The 21,991-nt window shown below is 62.8% G+C and carries 20 protein-coding genes, 1 tRNA gene and 1 pseudogene; 10 read left to right on the forward strand and 12 right to left on the reverse strand.

The genetic code is table 11. The annotated features are described in order from the left end of the window. Positions 1-157: 157 nt before the first annotated feature. Entirely contained in the window at positions 158-2,410 is a 2,253-nt protein-coding gene (gene parC, locus EOB49_RS15910; protein ID WP_127381505.1) for a DNA topoisomerase IV subunit A, read from the reverse strand. Between parC and EOB49_RS36485 the strand changes: the two genes are divergently transcribed. Further along, positions 2,366-2,635: a hypothetical protein gene (locus EOB49_RS36485; RefSeq protein ID WP_164781697.1), complete on the forward strand. Its 270-nt coding sequence runs from the start codon at positions 2,366-2,368 to the stop codon at positions 2,633-2,635. The genes parC and EOB49_RS36485 overlap by 45 nt on opposite strands. A gap of 102 nt (positions 2,636-2,737) precedes the next feature. Further along, positions 2,738-3,928, forward strand: a complete 1,191-nt coding sequence (locus EOB49_RS15915; RefSeq protein ID WP_127267503.1) for a hypothetical protein — start codon at positions 2,738-2,740, stop codon at positions 3,926-3,928. A gap of 231 nt (positions 3,929-4,159) precedes the next feature. Here the strand turns inward: EOB49_RS15915 and aspS are convergent, their stop codons facing one another. Both aspS and EOB49_RS15925 read right to left on the reverse strand, forming a co-directional pair. Continuing rightward, positions 4,160-5,947 carry an aspartate--tRNA ligase gene (gene aspS, locus EOB49_RS15920; RefSeq protein ID WP_164781698.1) on the reverse strand — a complete coding sequence of 596 codons (1,788 nt, stop codon included), beginning with the start codon at positions 5,945-5,947 and terminating at the stop codon, positions 4,160-4,162. 214 nt (positions 5,948-6,161) lie between these two features. Continuing rightward, entirely contained in the window at positions 6,162-6,638 is a 477-nt protein-coding gene (locus EOB49_RS15925) for a MarR family winged helix-turn-helix transcriptional regulator (RefSeq protein ID WP_127381507.1), read from the reverse strand. Positions 6,639-6,734: 96 nt separating this feature from the next. On the opposite strand from EOB49_RS15925, the gene EOB49_RS15930 reads away from it, so the two are divergent. Next, a complete protein-coding gene (locus tag EOB49_RS15930; RefSeq protein ID WP_127381508.1) occupies positions 6,735-7,103 on the forward strand; it encodes an antibiotic biosynthesis monooxygenase family protein in 369 nt (122 codons plus the stop codon). Between the two features lie 27 nt (positions 7,104-7,130). Then, on the forward strand, positions 7,131-7,601 hold the full coding sequence (locus EOB49_RS15935) for a hypothetical protein (protein WP_127381509.1): 471 nt from the start codon (positions 7,131-7,133) through the stop codon (positions 7,599-7,601). On the opposite strand, the gene EOB49_RS15940 is transcribed toward EOB49_RS15935, so the two are convergent. Continuing rightward, positions 7,590-8,462, reverse strand: coding sequence for a LysR family transcriptional regulator (locus EOB49_RS15940; protein WP_127381510.1), 873 nt, complete (start codon positions 8,460-8,462; stop codon positions 7,590-7,592). The two genes, EOB49_RS15935 and EOB49_RS15940, sit on opposite strands and share 12 nt — an antisense overlap. A 92-nt stretch (positions 8,463-8,554) precedes the next feature. Here EOB49_RS15940 and EOB49_RS15945 point away from each other — a divergent pair. From EOB49_RS15945 to rnd, 3 genes and pseudogenes are all read left to right on the forward strand, one after another. Next, a pseudogene (locus tag EOB49_RS15945) lies at positions 8,555-9,391 on the forward strand (DMT family transporter); the annotation flags it as partial. Between the two features lie 195 nt (positions 9,392-9,586). Beyond that, entirely contained in the window at positions 9,587-10,828 is a 1,242-nt protein-coding gene (locus EOB49_RS15950; protein ID WP_127381532.1) for an MFS transporter, read from the forward strand. 78 nt (positions 10,829-10,906) lie between these two features. Continuing rightward, a complete protein-coding gene (gene rnd, locus EOB49_RS15955; protein ID WP_127272735.1) occupies positions 10,907-12,058 on the forward strand; it encodes a ribonuclease D in 1,152 nt (383 codons plus the stop codon). A 49-nt stretch (positions 12,059-12,107) separates the two neighbouring features. On the opposite strand, the gene EOB49_RS15960 is transcribed toward rnd, so the two are convergent. The 5 genes from EOB49_RS15960 to EOB49_RS15980 form a co-directional block, all read right to left on the reverse strand. Then, positions 12,108-12,527 carry an MAPEG family protein gene (locus tag EOB49_RS15960; RefSeq protein ID WP_127269489.1) on the reverse strand — a complete coding sequence of 140 codons (420 nt, stop codon included), beginning with the start codon at positions 12,525-12,527 and terminating at the stop codon, positions 12,108-12,110. Positions 12,528-12,564: 37 nt separating this feature from the next. After that, positions 12,565-13,188, reverse strand: a complete 624-nt coding sequence (locus EOB49_RS15965; protein ID WP_127269488.1) for a hypothetical protein — start codon at positions 13,186-13,188, stop codon at positions 12,565-12,567. Continuing rightward, complete coding sequence (gene guaB / locus EOB49_RS15970) at positions 13,139-14,641, reverse strand: IMP dehydrogenase (protein WP_127269487.1); 1,503 nt, start codon at positions 14,639-14,641, stop codon at positions 13,139-13,141. The genes EOB49_RS15965 and guaB overlap by 50 nt, the downstream gene beginning before the upstream one ends. Positions 14,642-14,797: 156 nt before the next feature. Beyond that, complete coding sequence (locus EOB49_RS15975; RefSeq protein ID WP_127381511.1) at positions 14,798-15,253, reverse strand: PIN domain-containing protein; 456 nt, start codon at positions 15,251-15,253, stop codon at positions 14,798-14,800. Continuing rightward, the gene (locus EOB49_RS15980) at positions 15,250-15,495 is read right to left on the reverse strand and encodes a type II toxin-antitoxin system prevent-host-death family antitoxin (protein ID WP_127329883.1); all 246 of its coding nucleotides are present in this window, start codon (positions 15,493-15,495) and stop codon (positions 15,250-15,252) included. The genes EOB49_RS15975 and EOB49_RS15980 overlap by 4 nt, the downstream gene beginning before the upstream one ends. 287 nt (positions 15,496-15,782) lie before the next feature. On the opposite strand from EOB49_RS15980, the gene EOB49_RS15985 reads away from it, so the two are divergent. Then, positions 15,783-17,204 (forward strand): MFS transporter, encoded by a 1,422-nt coding sequence (locus EOB49_RS15985; protein WP_127381512.1) that lies wholly within the window; start codon positions 15,783-15,785, stop codon positions 17,202-17,204. A gap of 69 nt (positions 17,205-17,273) precedes the next feature. Here EOB49_RS15985 and EOB49_RS15990 read toward each other — a convergent pair whose 3' ends face one another. Further along, complete coding sequence (locus tag EOB49_RS15990) at positions 17,274-18,071, reverse strand: RlmE family RNA methyltransferase (RefSeq protein WP_127381513.1); 798 nt, start codon at positions 18,069-18,071, stop codon at positions 17,274-17,276. 22 nt (positions 18,072-18,093) lie between these two features. Continuing rightward, the gene (locus EOB49_RS15995) at positions 18,094-19,449 is read right to left on the reverse strand and encodes a Ppx/GppA phosphatase family protein (protein ID WP_127381514.1); all 1,356 of its coding nucleotides are present in this window, start codon (positions 19,447-19,449) and stop codon (positions 18,094-18,096) included. A gap of 315 nt (positions 19,450-19,764) precedes the next feature. On the opposite strand from EOB49_RS15995, the gene EOB49_RS16000 reads away from it, so the two are divergent. Beyond that, a complete protein-coding gene (locus EOB49_RS16000) occupies positions 19,765-20,697 on the forward strand; it encodes a lysylphosphatidylglycerol synthase domain-containing protein (RefSeq protein ID WP_127381515.1) in 933 nt (310 codons plus the stop codon). Between the two features lie 177 nt (positions 20,698-20,874). Then, positions 20,875-20,948, forward strand: a tRNA-Gln gene (locus tag EOB49_RS16005). Between the two features lie 298 nt (positions 20,949-21,246). Here EOB49_RS16005 and EOB49_RS16010 read toward each other — a convergent pair. Continuing rightward, positions 21,247-21,735: a GNAT family N-acetyltransferase gene (locus EOB49_RS16010; protein WP_127381516.1), complete on the reverse strand. Its 489-nt coding sequence runs from the start codon at positions 21,733-21,735 to the stop codon at positions 21,247-21,249. Between the last annotated feature and the right edge of the window lie 256 nt (positions 21,736-21,991).

Raw genomic sequence — 21,991 nt, forward strand, 5'->3', positions numbered from 1 at the left:
CTCCCCCCTCGAGGGGGAGATGGCCGGCAGGCCAGAGGGGGTCGCCGCGCGTGAAGCGCTAGCATTCTCTGCCGGCGAAGGAGGTCGCGTCCAGTCGTTCCGACCCCCTCTGTCGCCTTTGGCGACATCTCCCCCTCGAGGGGGGAGATTAGGAGCGCTACCCAAATTTCCCCGTCCTCGGGAATCCCTTCGGCACCATCCGTCCGGCCGACGCGCGGGCACCGATCCACTCGGCCAGTTCCTCGCGCGACCTTGTGAAGGTGCGGTCGGCCGAATCCTGCCAGGAGAGGCCGGTCTCCAGCGTGAACGGCTTGAGATCGAGAAGGCCGCCATCCTTGTATTTCTGCAGCCGCACGCCCTTGCCGCGGCCCATCTCCGGAATCTCGGCGAGCGCGAACACCAGCATCTTGCGATTCTCGCCGACGATGGCGAGATGGTCGCCGGTGACCGGGATGCAGCGCTTGGCTTCGTCCGGCGCCTTGACGTTCATCACCTGCTTGCCCTTGCGGGTGTTGGCGACGACTTCCTCTTCCGGCACGATGAAACCGTTGGCGTCGTGCGAGGCCAGCAGCAGCTTGCGCTTCGGATCGTGAACGAAGGCGGTGACGATGTCCTGGTCATTGTCCATATCGACGATGATGCGGATCGGCTCGCCATGGCCACGCCCGCCAGGCAGCCGGTCGGCGCCGATGGTGTAGAACTTGCCGCCGGTGGTGAAGACCAGAACCTTGTCGGTGGTCTGGGCATGGAAGGCGAGCTTGAGGCTGTCGCCCTCCTTGAAGGTCAGCGTCGAGAGATCGGCCAGATGCCCCTTCATCGCCCGCAGCCAGCCCTTTTCCGACACGACGACCGTGACCGGCTCGCGCTCGATCATGGCATGTGCGATGTCGGTCAGATCATGCTCGGGCGCGTCGGCGAACTGGGTGCGGCGCTTGCCGAGTTCGGTCTCCGGGCCGAACTTGTCGCGGATGTTGGTGACTTCCCATTTGATCGTCGCCCACTGCTTCTCGTTCGAAGCAAGCAGTGCCTCGATCTGCTTCTTCTCCGCGCTCAGGCCGTCGAATTCCTTGCGGATCTCGAATTCTTCAAGCTTGCGCAGAGCGCGCAGCCGCATATTGAGGATGGCTTCGGCCTGGGTGTCGGTGAGCGACCAGCGGGCCATCATCACCTGCTTTGGCTCATCCTCCTCGCGGATGATCCTGATCACCTCGTCGATGTTGAGGTAGGCGATCAGGTAGCCGGCAAGTATCTCCAGCCGTCTTTCGATCTCGCCAAGCCGATGTTTCGAGCGGCGGATCAAAACCTCGCGGCGATGCTCGAGCCACTCCTGCAGTACGCCCTTCAGCGACAGCACGTTGGGCACCTTGCCGCGCGACAGGACGTTCATGTTGAGCGGGAAGCGGCTTTCGAGCTCGGTCAGCTTGAACAACGATTCCATCAAGATGCCGGGATCGACCGAACGGCTCTTCGGCACCAGCACGACGCGGACGTCCTCGGCGCTTTCGTCCCTGATGTCCTCGAGCAGCGGCAGCTTGCGTGCCATCAGCAGTTCGGCGATCTTCTCGATCAGCCGCGCCTTCTGCACGCCGTAGGGGATTTCGGTGACGACGATGCTCCAGGTGCCCCTGCCCTGGTCCTCCTGGAACCACTTCGAGCGCACGCGAAAGCCACCGCGGCCGGTTTCATAGGCTTCGAGGATCGAGGCGCGGCTGTCGACGATGATGCCGCCGGTCGGGAAATCCGGCCCCTGGACAAACTCCATCAGCTTCGCCACCGGCGCGTCCCGGTCTTCGATCAGGTGAAGTGCGGCATCGCAAAGCTCGGCGGCGTTGTGGGGCGGGATCGATGTCGCCATGCCCACCGCGATGCCGGACGAGCCGTTGGCCAGCAGATTCGGAAAGGCGCCGGGCAAAACCACCGGCTCCTCGTCTTCTTCATTGTAGGTCGGCCGATAATCGACGGCATCCTCGGTGATGCCGGACAAGAGTTCGGTCGCCACATCGGTCATGCGCGCTTCGGTGTAGCGCATGGCGGCGGCGTTATCGCCGTCGATGTTGCCGAAATTGCCCTGCCCGTCGACCAGCGGATAGCGCATCGAGAAATCCTGCGCCAACCGCACCAGCGCGTCATAGATCGACTGGTCGCCATGCGGGTGGAACTTGCCCATCACCTCGCCGACGATGCGGGCGCATTTGGCAAAGCCCTGGTCGGGGTTAAGCCGCAGCAGACGCATGGCGTGCATGATGCGGCGATGGACCGGCTTCAGTCCGTCGCGCACATCGGGCAGTGCCCGGTGCATGATGGTCGACAGCGCATAAGCCAGATAGCGCTCTTCCAGCGCCTTCTTCAGATCGACCGGTTCGATATGATCGCCACCGCCATTTTCAGGCGGCAAAAGCCTTTTTCCCATGGGCTCGGACTAGCTGAGCGGGTGATTCGCGGCAAGAGCCCGGCAGAGATACCGGCCCTTCTGCAACACGAAACCGCACCCCGGGGGATGTCGGCCAACATCAGCCTGTTACATGCGGGTTCTATGGCCAAGCGCGACGACATCCGGCTATCGGCTCTTCATGACAAATTCACCGGTTTGCGCAAAGACGGTGGGATCGGGTTTGCCTTTCACCGCGATTTTTGACCAATGTGCCGGGACACGCCTTTTTCCGGTCCAGTTCGTCACGGAATGGTGATGGCGCAAATAATTGAAAAACAATTTCAGGACACTCTCAGGGACCTTGCGATGACAATCAAACGCTCAACTCTTAGGAAATTGGCCCTTTCGACCTTCTTGCTCACGCTGCCGCTGAATGCGGCCCTCGCACAGGATACGGCAGTGGCCGACCGGCTGAAGGCCGCGCTTGTCGCACAAGGTGTCGACATCACCTGGACCGGCGTGACCGGCGACAACACCAGCATGGTGCTGCAGGGCGTTGCCATCAAACCGGCGGCGGAGAAGGAAGCGCTTCCCATCGGCGACGTCAAACTCGAAGGTGTGACCGAGGCAAATGGCGGCTATGACATCGCCACCGTATCGACGGCTGCCTTCACACACAGCAAGGACGGCGTCACCCTCGACCTCAGCCCCTTCGTCATCCATGACATGACAGTTCCGGCCGACGGCGCCACCGGCCCGCTCGGCTCGCTGATGATGTACAAGTCAGCCGAACTCTCGAACATGACCGTCAAGGTCGCCGACAAGACCGCCTTCTCGATGGATGGACTTGCCATCGAGATCACGCCGCCGGCGGACGGCAAGGCGATGGAATTCACCGCCACCACGGAGAAATTCAACGCCGACCTGACGCTGGTGGACGATCCGAAGTCCAAGGAAGTCATCAACGCGCTCGGCTACCAGAACATCGCGGGCAATCTCGAAATGGCCGGCACCTGGCAGCCCACGGACGGCAAGATGGAACTGTCGAAATACGACATCTCGGTCGAGAATGCCGGCACGCTCGGCATGACCTTCAATCTCGGCGGCTACACGCTGGACTTTATCAAGTCGCTGCAGGAAATGCAGAAGAAGATGGCTGCACAGCCCGAAGGCGCCGACAATTCGGCGCAAGGCATGGCCATGCTCGGCCTGTTGCAGCAGCTTTCGTTCAACAGCGCCTCGATCCGCTTCGACGACGATTCGCTGACCAACAAGGTTTTGGACTATGTCGGCAAGCAGCAAGGTATGTCCGGCAAGGACATCGCCAACCAGGCCAAGGCGATCGTGCCGTTCGGCATGGCACAGCTCAACAATCCGGAACTGACGGCGCAGGTTACGGCTGCGGTCAGCAAATTCCTCGATGATCCGAAGAGCCTCGAAATCTCGGCCGAGCCGCCGGCATCCGTGCCGTTCGCACTGATCATGGCGGGCGCCATGTCCAACCCGCTCGACCTACCGAAGACGCTCGGCGTCACCGTCAAGGCCAACGAAGACTGATCGAAGTAGTTCCCTTCTCCCCGTCACTATACGGGGAGAAGGTGCCGGCAGGCGGATGAGGGGCAGCGCCGACGCCTACAAATTGCAATTCATGCCGAACCGATTGCCTGTCAGAAGGCGTCAGCTGCAACGGCCGTTCGCCAATCGCCCGCATCCGCGCTGCCCCTCATTGTCCTGCCGGACATTTCTCCCCGTATAGAGACGGAGAGAAGGGCAGTTGCAACGCCGCCGTCAGTCCTTCTTGGGCACGGCAACGCGCAGCGCCAGGTCGCGAAGCTGCTGCGGGCTCGCTTCCGACGGTGCGTTCATCAACAGATCATAGGCCTGCTGGTTCATCGGGAACATGGTGATCTCACGCAGGTTCTTGGCGCCGAGCAGCAGCATGACGACGCGGTCGACACCGGCGGCCATGCCGCCATGCGGCGGCGCGCCATACTGGAAGGCGCGGTAGAGGCCGCCAAAGCGCTCCTCGACCGTGGCGCGATCCAGCCCGACCGTCTCGAATGCCTTGACCATGGTTTCGGGCAGATGGTTGCGGATACCGCCGCTGGCGATCTCGAACCCGTTGCAGACCATGTCGTACTGGAACGCCTTGATGCCGAGCAGGTCCTCGCCATTCAGCGCATCGATGCCACCTTGCGGCATCGAGAACGGGTTGTGGGCGAAGTCGATCTTCTTCTCTTCCTCGTTCCACTCGAAGAACGGGAAGTCGACGATCCAGCACAGTTCGAAACGCTCGCGGTCGACAAGATTCAGCTCCTCGCCGGCACGGGTGCGCGCAGCCCCCGCGAAGGAGACGAACTTCTTCGGATCCCCGGCGACAAAAAAGGCCGCATCGCCGTCGGCAAGGCCGAGTTGAAGGCGGATCGCCTCTGTGCGCTCCTCGCCGATGTTCTTGGCGAGTGGGCCGGCGCCTTCGAGCTTGTCACCCTCCTTGCGCCAGAAGATATAACCCAGCCCCGGCTGGCCCTCGCCCTGCGCCCAGGAATTCATGCGGTCGCAGAAGGCGCGGCTGCCGCCGGTCTTTGCCGGAATGCCCCACACCTCGGCCTTCGGATCGTTGGCCAGGATGTTGGCGAACACCTTGAAGCCGGAATCGCGAAAATGGTCGGAAACGGCCTGCATTTCGATCGGGTTGCGCAGGTCCGGCTTGTCGGAACCGTATTTGCGCATGGCCACATCATAGGGGATGCGCTGGAAATTCTGCGTCACCGGCTTGCCGTTGGCGAAGGTCTCGAAGACCCCACGCATGACAGGTTCCATGGTCGAAAGCACGTCGTCCTGCTCGACGAAGCTCATTTCAAGGTCGAGCTGGTAGAACTCACCAGGGAGACGATCGGCGCGCGGGTCCTCGTCGCGGAAGCAGGGCGCGATCTGGAAGTAGCGGTCGAAGCCCGACACCATGATCAGCTGCTTGTACTGCTGCGGCGCCTGCGGCAGCGCGTAGAAGGTGCCGGGATGGATGCGCGACGGCACCAGGAAGTCGCGCGCGCCCTCGGGCGACGACGCGGTGAGGATCGGCGTCGAGAATTCGGTGAAGCCGACCTCGCCCATGCGCTTGCGCATTTCCGCGATGATTTTCGTACGCGCAATGATGTTCTTGTGCAGCGTCTCGCGGCGCAGATCGAGGAAGCGGTATTTCAGCCTGATATCCTCGGGATAGTCAGGCTCGCCGAACACCGGCAGCGGCAATTCCTTGGCGGCCGACAGCACCTCGATCTCGCGGGCGAAGATCTCGATCTCGCCGGTCGGCAAATTGGCGTTGGTGGTGTCGGGCAAGCGCGCCTTGACCTCGCCGTCGACGCGGATGACCCACTCGCCGCGCACGGTCTCGGCTACCTTGAAGGCCGGAGAATCGGGATCTGCGACGATCTGGGTCAGGCCATAATTGTCGCGCAGGTCGATGAAGAGCAGGCCGCCATGATCGCGCACGCGATGCACCCAGCCCGACAGGCGAACGGTCGAGCCGACGTCGCTCTTCCTCAACTGGGCACAGGTATGGCTGCGGTAACGGTGCATTGTCATTGGTAAAGTCCGGGGTGCTCTAGTTGCCGGCCAAGGCATCACGGCCCGGCCCTGAAAATTTGCGCGAAAAGCGCATGGGAGGCCGGATTTGTCAAGGCAAGCGGACTTCCGTGTCCATGGTGTTCGCCGCCCGGTAGCCGCAGAGAGGCAGCGCGAGGATCAGCGCGGCACTCAGCCTGTGAAGGAAACCGCCACAGGGCCACAACCGTCAGGCTTGCTCTTCAGCTTCATCGTTGCCTTCCAGTTTTTTCCGCAGCGCCGTCATGACCCTGTGCGTGGTGTTGATGTCCTCGACCAGCAGGCCATCCGCGAGGTTTTCGATCCATGGCGCCTGCAAATGCATCGCGGCATCGAAAGTCTGTCTTCCCTTGTCAGTCAAAACGACAAGCTGCGCACGCTGATGATGCGGATTGGCCTCGAAGGCGACGAGCCCTTCCCTATGCAGGTCGTTGACGATCCGTTGGACATTCTGGCGGCTGGCTCCCAGATCGCGCGCCAGCCACGCGACCGGCTGAGGGCGTTCGGCGGTCACGACAGCGCCGAGAATCTGCCAGCGGGCGCTCGTCAAACCGAGGTCGGCGACCAGCCTGTCACCCGATGTGAGCATTCGGCTGCTGAGCCTGAACAGGTCGAGAATGAGATCGGTCAAGGCATTGCCGGCAGGTGTTCGCTTGGCATCAGGCATATGACATCCTATATTGATATTGACATTATGTTGTCAAATAGATATGTAATCCTCGTAACAGATTGGCACCATAACACCAATTAACGGAAGCTTATCATGTCGCTCATGCGCCCACTGAACCCCGCTTTCCCGATCGACCGCCAGATCGCGATCGATGCTACCTCCGTCGTGCTGGTCAACGTCTTCACGCTCGACAATGCCGACGAGCAGACCTTCCTCCATGCATGGCAGGATGATGCGGTCTTCATGAAGCAGCAGCCCGGCTTCATCTCGACCCAGCTTCACCGCGCAATCGGCGAAAGTCCGGCCTATTTCAATTATGCCATATGGGAAACGATGGCTGACTTCCGGGCCGCGTTCTCGCATCCCGAGTTCAGGGCGAAGCTCTCGGCCTATCCGTCCTCGGCCGTCGCCTCTCCGCATCTGTTCCAAAAGGTGGCGGTGCCGGGCATCTGCCTGGCGTAGACGGGTTGCAAGAACGGTGGGAAAGCCATGATCAAGGTCATTCATCCAGTCGCCGGTACGGTCGCGATGCTGACGATCGCAAGCCTCTGGCTGTCGACGGTCCTCAGTGAGATGTTTGCCTCCCAGGTGGCGATAGCCGCCGTCAAGATGGCCGTACCGTGGAGCTTCCTGTTGCTCGTTCCAGCGCTGGCGGCGGCGGGAGGTTCGGGCTTTGCGGCGGCCAAGGGCCGGCAGGCCGGGCTGATCGGCGCGAAGATCAAGCGCATGCCATGGATAGCCGCCAATGGTCTCCTGGTTCTCATCCCCTCCGCACTCTTCCTCGCATCCAAGGCGAGAGCCAGCGAGTTCGACACCAGCTTCTACGCCGTGCAGGCGCTCGAATTGGCCGCCGGCGCGACGAACATCACGCTACTCGGCCTCAAGATGCGCGACGGGTTCAAAATGAAAGGCCGGCTCCGCCGTCGGCCCGCTCGGCCCGTCAAAGCATCACCTCTGTGACCCAAGCGCCGACAGCCGGAGGCGATGGGAAAGGTGATCGACGACCAGTAAAGCGCTGGCGGAAGAGGTCTCCGCCCGGTGAAGACGAATCTCCGCCCCGGGCAGCGGCGGCACATGGCGGCCTGGATGGACGCCGCGCAGGCCAGGCGCAAGCATGCTGCCTTTGATCACGGTGACCGCCAGGCCCTGTTCAACAATTGCCTCCGTGGCTGAGAGGCTCGGGCTGACATAGGCCAATCGCCATGGCCGGCCTGCCTTGTTGAGCGCCTCAATTGCCCAGGAACGAAACAGGCAATCGGGGCTCGACAGAGCGACGGGCAGCGGATCGAGTTCCTCGACGGCTCGCGTCGCCGCCGCTGCCCAAATCGCCCTTTCGCGGCATATCAGATCCCCCTCGGTCGTACCTTCCGGGTGCATGGCGATGACGGCGTCGAACGACGACCCAAGCCGTTTCAGGAGCCGGGCGGTGAGACCAATCTCCATTTCGACCTGCACCAACGGAAATCGCTCGGCGATGCCAGAAAGGAGGCGCGGCAGGATCTTGGTGCCATAATCTTCCATGACCCCGATGCGAACCTGCCCGGCCACCTGCTGACCGGAAACACGCGCAATCGCCTGCTCACTGAGAGCAAGTATGCGGCGGGCATCGATCAGAAAGCCCTCCCCGGCGGCGGTGAGTTCAACGCGGGCTGTCGAGCGCCGGAACAAGATGGTCTCGATGCGCTCCTCAAGACGTTTCACCTGCAAGCTGACGGCCGCCTGCGTTCTATTGAGCTGCTCGGCGGCTCGCGTGAACGAGAGGCGCTCGGCAACGACGACAAAGGCCCGCAGAAGGTCCGGATCGAGATTCGGGATGCTCATAGCGGAATGTTATCAAACTCATTGAGCTTATTCGATTCCTTATGGCCCGCCTGCCCGATATCGCTGGTTCAGAGTTGGCAAGGTCAGGAACCATGGAAGTCACAGGAGTGCTCGCCGCGATTCTCTCCAGCGCTTTCGGGGGCACCGCCGTTGGCGCAACGCGATATCTCGCGGGCACGCTCGATCCTCTCGCTATCGGTGCCGTCCGGTTCGGCGGCGGCTTTCTGGTTTTGGCCGCCGTCGCTCTCTGGCGGCGAGACAGGTGGCCGCCGAAGAGCGATTGGCTCGGCACTGGTGCATTGGGCCTTCTGTTCTTCGGGCTGTTTCCGGTGCTCTTCAATGGAGCCCTTGTCTACACGACGGCCGCGCGAGGTGCGCTTGCGCTTTCGACACTGCCTCTGCTCACCATGCTTGCCGCGGCAGTTCTGAAGATCGAGCCGCCGACCATCCGCAAGATCGTCGGTGTCCTGATCGCAATGGCAGGAGTGGCCGTAGCGCTCGGCACGAGCCTGACGACGGCTCCCCCAGATGCCTGGCGCGGAGATCTTCTCATGGTCGCGGCCGCTTTCTGCATGGCGCTCTACAACGTCTGGTCGAGACCATTTCTATCCCGCACCGCGCCAATCCCGTTCGTGGCGTTTGGCATGGGCGTGGGCGCGGTCTGCCTATCGGTCCTGGTGGTTTCGAGCGGAGGCTTCGCGCGACTTGCCACTCTCAGCGCACCTCAGTGGATCGCGAGCGCTTATCTGGCCATAATTTGCGGCGCCTTCATTTTCTTCCTTTGGGCATTCGCGCTCGAGCGCGCGCCGCCGACACTGGTTGCCGTCTCCGTTGCGGTGAATCCGGTGACGGCATCGATCTTCGGTGTTGTCTTCCTGGGCGAACAAGTGAGCGCGAACCTGATTGTCGGGCTGATGGCAGTCCTCGCAGGAATAGGCGTCGCAACGGGAGCAGCCGAGCGGCTTGGTGTCACGTCGAAGGCAGCCCTGAGCGCTGACCAAGCAAAACGGGGGAAACGAATCCAGGCGAATACAGCGATCATCGCTGTTGGCGCAGGGAATTGCTGCTGGCGTTGGCCAGGGCGATGGTCCAAGAAGGGATCACCGACACGTGATCGCCTCTTCATGTCCTCCATCCGCCCGATGATCCCGCTTCTTCTCGCCGCCGGCATCTTGCTCGGCGGCAATGGGCTGCAGAGCACGCTTATCGCGCTGCGCGGCGCGCAGGAAGGGTTTTCGGCTTCCGAGATCGGCCTGATGGGCACCTTCTACTTCGCCGGCTTCCTGCTCGGCTGCCTGGCCATCACCCGCATCATGAAGGCGGTCGGCCATATCAGGGCATTTTCGGCGCTGGCGGCAATCGCCTCGGTCGGCACCTTGCTCCTGGTGCTGGTCATCGATCCGGTGATGTGGTGCGCGGTGCGCCTTGCTGGCGGCTTCTGCTTCGCCGGGCTGTTCACCATCGTCGAAAGCTGGCTGAATTCCGGCGTCGGCAATCACGACCGGGCACGCGTGCTGGCGATCTACCGGATGGTCGACATCGGTTCGGTGACATCAGCCCAGTTCCTGATCCCGGTCTTCGGCGCCGGCGGTTTCGCCATCTTCGCCATCATGTCGATGATGATCACCTTGTCGCTGGTGCCGGTGTCGCTCGGCGACCGCTCCAACCCGGCACCACCCGAAGAGGTCAAGCTCGACCTGGCGCGCGTCTGGCGGATTTCGCCGCTGGGCTGCTTCGGCTGCATCGCCGTCGGCCTCACCAACAGCGCCTTTCGCACCTTGTCGCCGGTCTATGCCGAGCAGATCGGCATGTCGGTCGCCGATGTCGTCACCTTCGTCAGCGTCGGCATCTTCGGCGGCGCCATCATCCAGTATCCGCTTGGCTACCTCTCCGACCGCTGGGATCGGCGCCGCGTGCTCTTGATCACGACCTGCTGCGCGATGCTTTCGGCGCTGGCGCTGGTGTTCATCGCCGGCAGCAATCCGGCGCTCAACTTCATCCTCATCTTCATCTTCGGCTGTTTCGCCATGCCGCTCTATTCGCTGTCGGCGGCGCATTCGAACGATCGCGCCGACACGGGCGAGTTCGTGCTGATCAACGCGGCGCTGATGCTGTTCTATTCCTTCGGCGCCATCGGCGGCCCGTTCGCCGCCTCGACGGCGATGCAATATTTCGGACCGGGCGCCCTGTTTGTATTCAGCGCGGTGGTCTATGCGATCTTCATCGCCGTCATCCTTTACCGCATGCAGGCCCGGTCCGGTGTGCCGGCAGGCAGGCGCGGCCGCTTCACCGCGCTCCTGCGCACTTCGACGGTTTTCGCGCGGCTGGCCAGGAGAAACGACGATTCCGATGGTCCGGGAACCTGATGATGGCGGTGCCAAAGCTTGACGAAAGCCCCGGCGGCTGAAATCTAGGAAGACCTTACTCCTGTCAAAAGCGATTTGATGCACGTCATCACCACCCAGAAAGAACTCGAGACCGTTCTCGCCGCTTTCGAAAAGTCGGATTTCGTCACCGTCGACACCGAATTCATACGGGAAACGACGTTTTGGCCGATCCTGTGCCTCATACAGATGGCCGCACCCGGCGTGACGGCGCTGATCGATCCGCTGGCTCCCGATATCGACCTGAAGCCGTTCTTCAGGCTGATGGCCAATGAAGCGGTGGTCAAAGTCTTCCACGCCGCGCGGCAGGACATCGAAATCATCGTCCACCTCGGCGATCTGGTTCCGCATCCGGTGTTCGACACGCAAGTGGCGGCGATGGTCTGCGGCTTCGGCGACAGTGTTTCCTACGATCAGCTCGTGCAGCGCATCACCGGGGCGCGGCTCGACAAGTCGTCGCGCTTCACCGACTGGCGCCACCGGCCGCTTTCCGACAAGCAGCTCGACTACGCGCTGGCCGACGTCACGCATCTCATCGAGGTCTATCAGCACCTCAGCGCCGAATTGGAGCGGGAAAACCGCGCCCATTGGCTCAACGAGGAGATGGAGGTGCTGACCTCACGCGAAACCTATGATCCGCATCCCGAGGACGCCTGGAAGCGGCTGAAGATGCGGCTGCGCAAACCGCAGGAACTGGCGATCGTGCAGGGCGTGGCGGCATGGCGCGAGCGCGAAGCGCGCGAACGCGACGTGCCGCGCGGCCGCGTACTCAAGGACGACGCGATCTACGAGGTGGCGCAGCAGGCGCCGCGCGACGCGGCAGCCCTCGGCAAGCTGCGCACGACGCCGAAGGGCTGGGAGCGCTCCTCGACGGCAACGGCGCTGCTTGGCGCGGTCAACACCGCGCTTGCCTTGCCCAAGGAAGAGATGCCGAAACTGCCAAAGAGTTTCCAGCCGCCCGAGGGCTCGAGCGCCGCGGCGGAACTGTTGAAGGTGCTGCTGCGGATCGTTGCCGAAAAGGAGGGCGTCGCTTCCAAGGTGCTGGCCTCCAGCGACGACATCGACCGTATCGCCGCCGAGGGCGAGGAAGCCGACGTACCGGCGCTGCAAGGCTGGCGGCGCGCGGTGTTCGGCGAGGCCGCGCTCAAGCTGGTCCGCGGCGAGATCGGCATCAAGTTCGACAAGCGCAAGATCGCGGTGTTCGACCTTTAGGCGAACGGACTTCCCTTCTCCCCTGTGGGAGAAGGCAGAAGCGCTCTGCTCAGACCGCGCCGAGCAGGTGCAGCGCGAACCAGATCCATCCCAGCAGGAGAATCACCGCACTGACGAAGAATGACCGGCTGCGCAGCAGCAGATTGTTGCTGGTCAGGTGAATCCAGGCATGGAAATAGCGGGACGCGACGAAAATCCACATCAGCGACAAGGTCAGATAGTTGACGCCGTTGGTCAGGTGCAGCGTCAGGCACAGCACGTAAAACAGCACCGGCAGTTCGAACTGGTTGGTGAGATTGGCGGCAACGGTGACGCTGGAGGCCGGTTCGGCCGAACGCACCTTGAACTGACCGGCCTTCGCCTCGCCTGACCTTATTGCGCCGTATCTGCGACGACCCAGGACGCAGTAGACGATGTAGATCAGCAGCACATGCGCGAGAACGGGCCAGAAGATCGTGGTCTGGTTCATCAAGTGCCCCCTGCCCGGTTGGGCTTCGCGTGCGGCATCAGGCCTGGCGTTTCTGGCCCGCCAGCCAGAAGGCCGCGATGACGATCACCGGTATGGCGAAAAGCGCGAATTTGGTGACGGTGAGCGCCGAGGCGAAAGACAGCGAGTCCGGGTTGGCCGACAGGAAATCGGACAGAAGCCGCGCCACCGCAAAGTTCTGAACGTAATGTGCAAGCGTGTAGGGAAGCACCAGGACCAACGCGAAAATCGACTGCAGCTGCGCCGGCAGCACGCGGAAAGCCTTCAATCGCCGGCCGGTGGCCAGGATGAGGCTGACCAGCGTGACCGACAGCAGCGCCGGGAACAACAGGTCGAAGGTCAGATAGTGCCAGACGAGAATGATCTCGCCGCCGCGCCGGCCGAGCGCTGTCAGCCAGGCCATGCCTTCGTCCGGCGTAAACCCTAAAATGCGCATGTCGAGTGACGGCAAGCCGCCGCTCAACTGGCGGAAATAGAAGAATTCCAGAGCCGTCATGGCGATGAAAACCACCGCCGACAGGAAACAGAGCGCGCCTGCGTGGCGAGACAGCCGCAGGATCGTTGCCGTCAGGTTCCGCCCGAGCCCGTACTGGTCAGGCTCCACCGGGATAGTTCGGGCTTTCGCGGGTAATCGTGACGTCATGGGCGTGGCTTTCACGAAGTCCGGCATTGGATATGCGCACGAAAGTGGCGCGCTCGCGGAAATCGGCAAGGTCGCGGCCACCAACATAACCCATAGCGGCTTTCAGGCCACCTGCAAGCTGGTGCAGCACGCCAGACACAGGTCCCTTGTAGGGAACCTGCCCCTCGATGCCTTCAGGGACCAATTTCAGCGTGTCGCGCACCTCGGCCTGGAAGTAGCGATCGGCGGAGCCGCGGGCCATGGCGCCGACCGAGCCCATGCCGCGATACGCCTTGAAGGAGCGGCCCTGGTGCAGATAGACCTCGCCGGGGCTTTCGTCGGTTCCGGCCAGCAGCGAGCCGATCATGGCGGCACTTGCGCCGGCGGCGAGCGCCTTGGCGAGATCGCCGGAATATTTGATACCGCCATCGGCGATAACCGAGACGCCGGATTTGTGCGCCGTCTCGACCGCCGACATGATCGCCGAGAGCTGCGGCACGCCGACGCCGGCGACGATGCGGGTGGTGCAGATGGAGCCCGGACCGATGCCGACCTTGACGGCGTCGGCACCGGCGTCGATCAGCGCCTGCGTGCCTGCGGCGGTGGCGACGTTGCCGGCCAGGATGCGAACCGAGTTGGAGAGTTTCTTAGCGCGCGTCACCGCGTCGAGCACGCGTTGCGAGTGGCCATGCGCGGTGTCGATCACCAGAAGGTCGACGCCGGCATCGATGAGACGTTCGGCGCGTTCATAGCCGTCATCGCCGACGCTGGTGGCCGCGGCGGCGCGCAAGCGGCCCTGTGCGTCCTTGCTGGCGTGCGGGTTGAGCTGCGACTTCTCGATGTCCTTGACGGTGATCAATCCGACGCAGTTGCCCTGCCTGTCGACGACAACCAGCTTTTCGATGCGGTGCTGATGCAGAAGCCGCTTGGCCTCGTCCTGGTCGACGTTCTCCTTGACCGTGATCAGGTTGTCACGGGTCATCAGCTCATGGACCTTCTGCGCCGGATCGGAGGCAAAGCGCACGTCGCGATTGGTCAGGATGCCGATCAGCCGCCCGACCTTGTGGCCGCCAGTGCCACCATTCTCGACCACCGGAATGCCCGAGATCGAATAGCTGCGCATCAGGCCCAGCGCGTCGGCGAGCGTCGCGTCGGGGCCGATGGTGACAGGATTGACCACCATGCCGGATTCGAATTTCTTGACCTGCCGCACCTGCTCGGCCTGTTCGGCCGGCGAGAAATTGCGGTGGATGACGCCAATGCCGCCGGCTTGGGCCATGGCGATGGCGAGCCTGGCCTCGGTGACGGTGTCCATCGCCGCCGAGAGGATCGGCACGTTGAGGTCGATGTCGCCGGCGATGCGGGTGCGGACATCGGTCTCGCCGGGCATGACCTCGGAATGGCCGGGCTGCAGCAGCACGTCGTCAAAGGTCAGCGCCAATGCGCCAGTGGACGTTTCGATGATTTTTGCCATGGCCAGTCCCTTGAATATAAAACGCGGTGGGGGAATACAAAAAAGCGCTGGACCGGAATGGACAGCGCCGACTCGTTTCTTCCCTTTCAGGATTGGCGCTGGCTGGTACCACGTCCAAGCGCCAATGAAAAGCCGATCGTCTCGGTGTTTCGCGTTCTATCCAGAAGACTCCCCCAAGAGAGCATTGAGCAGTGCGTGACGCGGCGATGCGAAAGGGCTGACGACAGTTACCCCACCCCATGTGAAGCCATCTTGCAGGTCTTCCGAAAGGAGCATCCGACAACCGGTTTGGGAAGCGGTGGACAGAATGACCGCGTCCCAAATGCTGAAGTGGTGGTCCGTAGCCAGATCAGCCGCCATCATCATTACGTCTTGCACTGTCGCGGCAACTGGAAACGCGTCGCGCCAACCCAGGAGGGCATCCCGGGCTTCCACAGGCGGTCTTCCGGCCTTGCGGACGAGAACGTTGTACAACTCGCCAAGGACCTGAACGGGAATAACTGCAGCCTCTTGCGGCAGGTTGCGCAGCAGTTCGAGAACGATATCGCGCTTCTCGGCACCGTTGACCCCTTCCGCGTAGGCAAGGACATTGGTGTCGAGCGCGACCTTCATCGCTCGTCCTCGTAGAGCTCGTCACGGGTCCAACGTCCGACATCCAAAACAGGCTGGCGTTCGAGGCGCGACAACAACGCTAAGCGCGAGCGGGAAGCCACACCCTGCTGTCGATCGGCGGGCACGATCCGCGCGACGGGTCGCCCATGACTGGTCACAACATAGCTTTGTCCTTCGCGAACACCGCGAAGGATGAGAGAAAATCTGCGGTTGGCATCGGCTGCCGAAACGGCTTCTTCCATGACAAAGTCCATATAGTAGTTACATACACTACACTAATGTGACACATCGCCATTCGCAAGCTATTCTTTGCTGCTTGGCCAGCGCCTGGAGACGGAACGAGAAGACCTTGGCCATCCCGGCAGTTCTGATTTAGGCACGGCGGCAGGCCAAGCGAACTGCCTGTCTCCCCGCAGTCGCACAAAAGTGACAGCAAATTAATGCGACATCAGAGCCGGCCCATGATAACCGCCCTGCATGTTGGCTTGCCTCCCGGTCAACCGTAAAAGAATCAAGTCGGACGCGTTTTGTGAACCGCACCATCCCGCTCATCCTGGCGGTCGCCCTTTTCATGGAAAACGTGGATTCGACTGTCATCGCGACATCGCTGCCGGCGATCGCCGTCGACATCCACACCAGCCCGATCGCACTCAAGCTGGCGTTGACTGCCTATCTCGTCTCGCTGGCGATCTTCATTCCGATTAGCGGCTGGATGGCCGACCGGTTCGGCGCCAAGAAAGTCTTTCGTGCCGCGATCGCGGTCTTCATCGTCGGCTCGATCGCTTGCGCGCTCTCCGGTTCGCTGCCGGCTTTCGTAGTGTCGCGCTTCCTGCAAGGCATTGGCGGCGCCATGATGACGCCGGTTGGGCGGCTGGTGCTGGTGCGCGCGACACCGAAAAGCGAACTCGTCGCGGCGATGTCCTGGCTGACCGTTCCGGCGCTGGTCGGGCCGCTGGTCGGACCGCCGGTCGGTGGCTTCATCACCACCTATTTCACCTGGCATTGGATTTTCCAGATCAATGTGCCGATCGGCGTGGTCGGCATCTGGCTGGCGACGCGTTTCCTGCCGGAGACCGAACCCGCGCAGACCCCGCCACTTGATTTCATCGGCTTCATGCTGAGCGGGCTGGCGGCATCCGGGGTGGTGTTTGGCCTGTCGGTGGTCAGCTTGCCCTATCTGCCGCCAATCGTCGGTGTCGCCATCGTAGCGGTCGGCCTGCTGTCGGGCGCGCTCTATCTCATGCATGCGCGCCACGCCAAAAACCCGCTGCTGGCGCTCGAACTGTTTCGCAACCAGGTGTTCCGCTCTTCCGTGCTTGGCGGCTCGCTGTTTCGCATCGGCATCGGTGCGGTGCCGTTCCTGCTGCCGCTGATGTTCCAGATCGGCTTTGGGCTGACGCCGTTCCAGTCCGGCATGATCACCTTCGTCTCTGCAATCGGCGCCATCGGCATGAAATTCGTCACCGCGCTGATCTTCCGCGTCGCCGGCTTTCGCCGCGTTCTGGTTGTCGGTTCGCTGGTCGCCGCCGCCTCGATCGCCATCAACGGCCTGTTCACACCCGACACACCCTATCTGCTGATGCTGGCCATGCTGCTCGTCGGCGGCTTCATCCGCTCGATGTTCTTCACCGGCGTCAATGCGCTCGCCTATGCCGAGGTTTCGGCTGAAGACACCAGCAAGGCGACGCCGATTACAGCCGTGTTCCAGCAGTTGTCGGTCGCGCTCGGCGTGGCGCTGGCGGGCGGAATCCTGGAAGTATCGACGTCAATCCATGGCGGCTCGCTGTCGCTGGACGACTTCCACATTGCCTTCTTCATCGTTGCAGCGGTCTCGGCGGCGGCATCGCTATCCTTCGTCCGGCTGGCACCCGATGCCGGCAACGCCATCTCCGGTCACGGCCGGCTGACAACACCCAAGACGCTGGAAACGGTGAGCCCACCCGGCAACTGATGGCAGCTACGCTTCGGCCTCGCCTTCTGGACGGCCCGATTCGCCCGACGGCGGACCGGCGGTGCCCTGTCAGTCGTCGGCGTCCCCCGGCCCTTCGCTATGGCTCCGGGCGCTCGAGGCCTTCGGAACGTCCACTGGACGTTCCGATCCGCCTGACGGCCGACCGGCCTCTCGCCCTTTAAAATCTTTGGCCAGCAAATAGAGCTCGACCGATTCATCCCGCGACGCCGGCGGCTTGACGTGATGGACGGAGCGGAAGTTCTTCTTGAGCATGGAGAGCAACTCGTTTTCGGCGCCGCCCTGGAAAGTCTTGGCGAGGAAATGCCCGCCCGGCTTCAGCACCGACAGCGCAAAATCGGCCGCCACCTCGCACAGATGCATGGTGCGGATGTGGTCGGTCCGCTTGTGCCCGGTGGTTGGCGCCGCCATGTCGGACAACACGATATCGGGATCGCCGCCCAGCGCCTCTGCCAGCTTCTGCGGCGCTGCCGGATCGAGGAAATCCATCAGCAGCACCGGGGCGCCTGGCACGGCGTCCATTTCCAGATAGTCGATGCCGATGACATGCGGCTTGTCGGCCGTCGATTTCGTCCGCGCGGCGGCGACCTGGCACCAGCCGCCGGGGGCGGCGCCGAGATCGATCACCTTCATGCCGGGTTTCAGGAGATGGTGCTTGTCGTCGATCTCGATCAGCTTGTAGGCCGCGCGCGAGCGATAGCCGTCAGCCTTGGAGCGCTGGACATAGGGATCGTTGATGTGGCGCTGCAGCCAGCGGCGCGACGATTCCTTCAGCCCGCTCTTCTTCTTGATCCGCGTCTTCAGCACACGAATGCTGGCTGATCCTGGTTTTTCCGGTTTCTTGGTCATTGCTTATTTCTTCGGTTCGGGCTCACGCTCTGCCACGCCCATCGTTGCGCCAGACGCCATCATCGGCCATCAGTTCGCTCAAAATACCTTCGCGCAGGCCACGATCGGCGACTCGCAGCCGCTCGGATGGCCACACGGCGCGGATCGCCTCGAGGATAGCACAGCCGGCCAGCACCAGATCGGCGCGATCGGCACCGATGCAAGGGTTGGCGCAGCGCTGCTGGAAATCCCAGCCAACCAGTCTTTCGACCATGCGATCGACGCTGTCGCGGTCCATCCACAGACCATCGACACGGCGGCGATCGTAGCGCTCGAGCTCAAGGTGAACGCCGGCCAGCGTCGTTACGGTTCCGGACGTGCCCAGCAGATGGAAATTCGGGCTGGCCTTGAGATGGCTCAGCCGGTCGCGGCCGTCGAAGCTGGCCAGCCGGCCGGCAACGTCGTCGACCATGGCGGCGAAGATCTCGCGCGTCACCGTGCGGCCGCCAAAGCGCTCGGCCAGCGAGACGACGCCGACCGGCAGCGACGTCCACGACACGATATGATTGGCCAGCCTCGGCGAACGGCGGCCGGCGAGATCGATGAGCGCGATTTCGGACGAGCCGCCGCCGATATCGAACAGGACGACGCCTTGGGTGTCGCGCTCGACCAGCGAGCCGCAGCCGGACACCGCCAGCCGCGCTTCGGTCTGGCGGTCGATGATCTCAAGCTTCAGGCCGGCCTCGCGTTCGACGCGGTCGATGAACTCGACGCCGTTTTCGGCCGTGCGGCAGGCCTCGGTGGCGATCAGCCGGGCTTTTCTGATCTTGCGGTTGCGCAATTTGTCGCCGCAGATTTTCAGCGCCTCGACCGCGCGGTCCATCGCCGGCTGGCCGAGCCGGCCATTGGCGGTGAGCCCCTCGCCCAGCCGGACGATGCGCGAAAAAGCGTCGATGACGCGGAACTGGCCATGCCGCGTCGGCACGGCCACCAGCAGCCGGCAATTGTTGGTGCCGAGGTCAAGCGCCGCAAACACCGGAAGCTCCTGGACCGGCGGCCGACGGGCGCCTTGTTCCGGCCGTGGCACCACAGCGGCGGGCGAGGCCACCGATTCCGACGGTCTGTGGGCCTCCGCCGGGGCACCGGTCTTGCCCGGCGCCGGCGATCGATTCTCCGCGGGACGCGCTTCGTCGCGCGCAAAAACCTTGCGCCCGCGCCTTCGCTTGCGCCGCTTCTTGGGCTTGCCTTTGTGGGGTGCGTCGCCCGCCTGCCCGTCTGCAGAGCGGAGCTCCGTCGGGCGGCGTTGCTGCCAGCTTCCGTTCCCCGGGCCAGCCGACCGCTGGGAAGCGCTGGACACGCCCACCTCCGGCGCGCCGGCGCCGGTGTCGTGGTCTTCCACTGTCGTTCCTTCCGGCGCCGCGCGAACCTATGATGGACGCAGCAGGCGCTTCAGTGTTTTAAGTTGCCGCCAGACTAACAGCGCCGCGCCCGATCACCAAGAGCCGCATGCCGAATTTTGCCGGCAGGCCGCTGACCGCCGTTCCGGGGCGGCCGCTCGCTGCGGCTAATCTTGCCGGCCGGCGCTGCGACAAGGGTTCGCGGTTGAATAGCCGGCTTCGATGAGGCATTTCTGAAATGAGCGGAAGAATCCGGCAAGCCGGCCTCCCACCAGCCACGAAAAGGAAGCGGACCCGCAACGCATGGCAGTCAGGCAATGAACTGGAGACGCTATTTCTGGCCGGTTGTCGGCATCGCCGCCGTGATATTCTCGCTGCTGCTGCTCTGGCACGAACTGCGCGGCGTTTCGCTCGACGATGTCTGGGACGGTATCACGGCCATTCCGACCCGGGGTTGGGTCCTTGCCGCGCTGAGTTCGATCATCGCCTATGCCTCGCTTGCCGGCTACGACCACATCGCGCTCCTGCATATCGGCAAGCGCGTGTCGTGGCTGTTCGTCACGCTGTGCTCCTTCACCACCTATGCGCTGTCGCACAACATTGGCGGTTCGGTGTTTTCCGGCGCCGTCATCCGCTACCGCGCCTATGGTACCAGGGGCCTGACCGGACAGGATGTCGGCGTGCTGGTGGCGGTCTGCTGGATCACCTTCGTGCTGTCGACGATTTTGGCCTCGGGCCTGGTTCTGGTGTTCGAGCCTGAGATACTCGACCGGTTTTCCGGCATCGCCCATCATGGCCTGTCGGAAGCGGCCGGCATCGCGATGCTGCTGCTCGTCGCCGCCTATGTCTTCGGCAGCTGGCTGCATCTGCGCCCGCTGAAGATCGCCAGCTTTCAGCTGCATTATCCGGCGCTGCCGATCGTCGCGCGGCAGTTGCTGATCGGCCCGATCGAACTGCTGGCCGCCGCCGCGATCATCTTCTTTGCCCTGCCCGCAGCCCACAATCCCGGCTACTTCGTCATACTGGGCGTCTTCCTCGTCTCCTTCTCGATCGCGCAGATCTCGCACGCGCCGGGCGGGCTCGGCGTGTTCGAGGTGGTGTTTCTCGCCGGCCTGTCGGACATGGATCCGGTCGGCGTGCTGGCGGCGCTGCTGGTGTTCCGGCTGTTCTACCTGATCATCCCGCTGATTCTTGGCCTGGGCATCGTGCTGTTCTTCGAACGCTCGCAGTTCAGCCGGACGGAGCCTTGAGGAGCGGGATTGGATCTGGAGGCCGCGCGCCGGCATCTGAAGTGCGGCGTCTGAAATCACCTGACGAAACGTGCCATTGAACCGCAGAGCAGGCTTGACTATTTTCCGCTGGCGGCTACAAGGCAGCGCTCACAGCGGCTTGCCCGCTCGGCCCGCACGGTTCATGACCGCGCCTGCTGGGGAATAGGTTAACGGTAGACCCACGGACTCTGACTCCGTTAGTCCTGGTTCGAATCCAGGTTCCCCAGCCAGACATTTCTCAAGTATCTACCTGTGCGGAACTTCCCGACGCCGGCGACGTTCGGTCGTACGGCTTTCTTGACCGGTTTTCATCTGCAGTGGTCGTTCTGTTATCGTGCTGCTGTTCACCCACGCAGCCCGTGATCTTCAAAGCTCACCTATGTATCATCGGATATGTCACCGACTGCGCCGAGGCGCCCCACCCGAGGACAATATTCCTACAGCAGCCGTTCCCTGTAAAGGCTCAAACGGCGAAAGTTCGCTTGGTCCCAAGGCAACTTCGTCGACTATGTCGGGCGTTGCGGCGTTCTAGCCGCGCTCCATCGCCACTTTGTGCGCAGCATATTCTGGGAACTCGGTCTCGGCCCACGCACTCAGCGGCTTCACCAGAATGAGCGCATCATCGGCATAGCCGTTGCGGCTGTAGAACTTGTGTGTGCGCTCCTTGCCGAGAACCATCGAGATGCGGGTGATGTCGCAGCCGACACGCGCTGCTTCCTCCTCGATCCACGCCATCAGTTTGGCACCGATGCCAGCACTGCGCATCTGGGCATCGACAACCACATGGTCGGCCTCCGCCCACTTTCCTGCCCATAGCTGTACCCCTATCCAGAAGCCCGACATGCCGACCATCCTTTCACCGATGAAGGCGGCAACGCAGCGATAGTTGCCTTGGGCGATCATTGCGGCCAGCCGCTCACGAAACAGGCTCTCCGGCATGGACCCGGTTTGCTCATAGAGCGGGTAGATGGCCGCTATCTCTTCGAGGCCCACCAGTTCGCGAATGACGATGTCCATTCAAAGCCCTCCCCTTGCGCCCGGCGTCACGCCACCGTCGACACCGTATCATCGCCGCTTTGGACGCATCCCACATTATTTCTCCTCCCGGTAATGCAGCAGCTTCGCATGACGAAGCACGGAAGGGACGCTGACGGCATTCCAACTTGCCCCGAACAAACCAAAAGCCCGCGACCAGGAAGTGGCAGCGGGCAGGGTCTAGAGTGCTTGGAACCTGCTTAGGAAAGCAAAAAGCCCACCGAACCGAGCCGGCGGG

The sequence above is a fragment of the Mesorhizobium sp. M7A.F.Ca.MR.148.00.0.0 genome, assembly GCF_003997735.1.
Classification (GTDB): domain Bacteria; phylum Pseudomonadota; class Alphaproteobacteria; order Rhizobiales; family Rhizobiaceae; genus Mesorhizobium.

Coding starts and splice junctions, on each gene's coding strand:
- EOB49_RS36485 (WP_164781697.1), top strand. CDS start 2,366: ATGATCGCCACCGCCATTTTCAGGCGGCAAAAGCCTTTTTCCCATGGG.
- parC (WP_127381505.1), bottom strand. CDS start 2,410: ATGGGAAAAAGGCTTTTGCCGCCTGAAAATGGCGGTGGCGATCATATC.
- EOB49_RS15915 (WP_127267503.1), top strand. CDS start 2,738: ATGACAATCAAACGCTCAACTCTTAGGAAATTGGCCCTTTCGACCTTC.
- aspS (WP_164781698.1), bottom strand. CDS start 5,947: ATGCACCGTTACCGCAGCCATACCTGTGCCCAGTTGAGGAAGAGCGAC.
- EOB49_RS15925 (WP_127381507.1), bottom strand. CDS start 6,638: ATGCCTGATGCCAAGCGAACACCTGCCGGCAATGCCTTGACCGATCTC.
- EOB49_RS15930 (WP_127381508.1), top strand. CDS start 6,735: ATGTCGCTCATGCGCCCACTGAACCCCGCTTTCCCGATCGACCGCCAG.
- EOB49_RS15935 (WP_127381509.1), top strand. CDS start 7,131: ATGATCAAGGTCATTCATCCAGTCGCCGGTACGGTCGCGATGCTGACG.
- EOB49_RS15940 (WP_127381510.1), bottom strand. CDS start 8,462: ATGAGCATCCCGAATCTCGATCCGGACCTTCTGCGGGCCTTTGTCGTC.
- EOB49_RS15950 (WP_127381532.1), top strand. CDS start 9,587: ATGTCCTCCATCCGCCCGATGATCCCGCTTCTTCTCGCCGCCGGCATC.
- rnd (WP_127272735.1), top strand. CDS start 10,907: ATGCACGTCATCACCACCCAGAAAGAACTCGAGACCGTTCTCGCCGCT.
- EOB49_RS15960 (WP_127269489.1), bottom strand. CDS start 12,527: ATGAACCAGACCACGATCTTCTGGCCCGTTCTCGCGCATGTGCTGCTG.
- EOB49_RS15965 (WP_127269488.1), bottom strand. CDS start 13,188: ATGACGTCACGATTACCCGCGAAAGCCCGAACTATCCCGGTGGAGCCT.
- guaB (WP_127269487.1), bottom strand. CDS start 14,641: ATGGCAAAAATCATCGAAACGTCCACTGGCGCATTGGCGCTGACCTTT.
- EOB49_RS15975 (WP_127381511.1), bottom strand. CDS start 15,253: ATGAAGGTCGCGCTCGACACCAATGTCCTTGCCTACGCGGAAGGGGTC.
- EOB49_RS15980 (WP_127329883.1), bottom strand. CDS start 15,495: ATGGAAGAAGCCGTTTCGGCAGCCGATGCCAACCGCAGATTTTCTCTC.
- EOB49_RS15990 (WP_127381513.1), bottom strand. CDS start 18,071: ATGACCAAGAAACCGGAAAAACCAGGATCAGCCAGCATTCGTGTGCTG.
- EOB49_RS16000 (WP_127381515.1), top strand. CDS start 19,765: ATGAACTGGAGACGCTATTTCTGGCCGGTTGTCGGCATCGCCGCCGTG.
- EOB49_RS16010 (WP_127381516.1), bottom strand. CDS start 21,735: ATGGACATCGTCATTCGCGAACTGGTGGGCCTCGAAGAGATAGCGGCC.